We start from the raw sequence: 1,530 nt of genomic DNA, 5'->3' as shown, positions 1-1,530 counted from the left end.
GAGAAGTCCGGTGCTGGTAGTGCCCCCCGATCAAGCTTGCCGTTCACCGTCATCGGCAACCCCTCAGGCAACACCACCACCACAGCCGGAACCATGTACCCCGGCAACACCCCCGCAACCCGCTCCCGCACCCGCACCGGATCCACCACCTGCCCCGCCCCCGCCACCACATACCCCACCAACCGCCGATCCTGCGCCACCTCCCCCCACACAGCCACCACCGCCTCCACCACACCCGCACACCCCACCAGAACCGACTCCACCTCCCCCGGCTCAACCCGATACCCACGCACCTTCACCTGCTCATCAGTACGCCCACCAAAAACCAGACGCCCCCGCGAAGTCCACCGAACCCGATCCCCCGTCCGATACATCCGCGCCCCGGCCACACCCCCGAACGGACACGCCACAAACCGCGACGCCGTCAACCCCGACTGACCCACATACCCCCGCGCCAGACCCGGACCAGCCACATACAACTCACCCTCAACCCCCACCGGCACAGGCCGAAGAAACCCATCCAGCACATACACCGCGGTCGAGGCCACCGGAACACCGATCGTCACCTCCTCACCCGCCACCAGATCACCCCCGGTAGCACACACCGTGGTCTCAGTCGGACCATAGGAGTTCACCAACCGGCGCCCCCGCCCCCACCGCCGCACCGTCTGCTCCGAACACGCCTCACTCGCGGTCACCACCGTCATCCCACCCGGAAGCACACCATCGGGCAGAGTCGCCAACAACGACGGCGTCACCGTCACATGCGTGATCGAGGCCAACCGATCGGCCACCCCCGCAGAATCCAACAACTCACGGGCATGACCCACCACCAAACACCCCCCCGTGAGCAGCGCCATCATCACCTCCCACACCGACCCGTCAAAACCGATCGACGCGGTCTGCAGCACCCGACTGCCCACACCCGCACCCAACACCCCGAACCGGTGCACCAACCGCCCCGCCCCGCTATGGGTGACCGCCACACCCTTGGGCCGCCCCGTCGACCCCGACGTATGAATCACATACGCGGTGTTCTCCAACCGCAACGGCCCCACACGCTCACCATCACCCACCCGAGCGCACCCCAGCCCCGCCACATCGACCCCACCCACCACCACCGTGCGCACACCCATACCGCGCAACCGCTCGGCACCGTCCACAAGCCCCACCAACGGACGAGTACCAGACACAATGTCCTGCTGCCTGACCAGCGGATACTCCGGATCCACCGGGATATACACACCACCGGCCTTGAGCACGGCAAGCATGCACACCACCAGCTCCACCGACCGGTCCACACACACCACGACCCCGACCTCGGGACCCACCCCCTGCCCGATCAACCACCGCGCCCACCGGTTGGACACCTCGTCCAACTCCCCGTACGAGAGCCCGCCCCGCCCGTCATCGACCGCCGGCTCCCACCGCGCACGCTCGACCTGCGCACAGAACGCACCCACAAACGAGACCAGCTCAGCCACCGGAACATCGTTGAACCCACCCAGAACCCGCTCCCACTCACCCACA

General features: G+C 67.1%; 1 protein-coding gene. It reads right to left on the bottom strand.

The genetic code is table 11. The features are described 5' to 3' along the window. Positions 1-1,484 (bottom strand): amino acid adenylation domain-containing protein (locus ACFWTE_RS29955; protein ID WP_378783318.1); only part of this gene is annotated, 1,484 nt, incomplete at its 3' end. Positions 1,485-1,530 lie beyond the last annotated feature (46 nt).

This window comes from Nocardiopsis sp. NPDC058631 (assembly GCF_042716955.1).
GTDB lineage: Bacteria > Actinomycetota > Actinomycetes > Streptosporangiales > Streptosporangiaceae > Nocardiopsis.
Note: the sequence above shows the minus strand (reverse complement) of the source record. Positions and strands in the feature narration are given on the sequence as shown.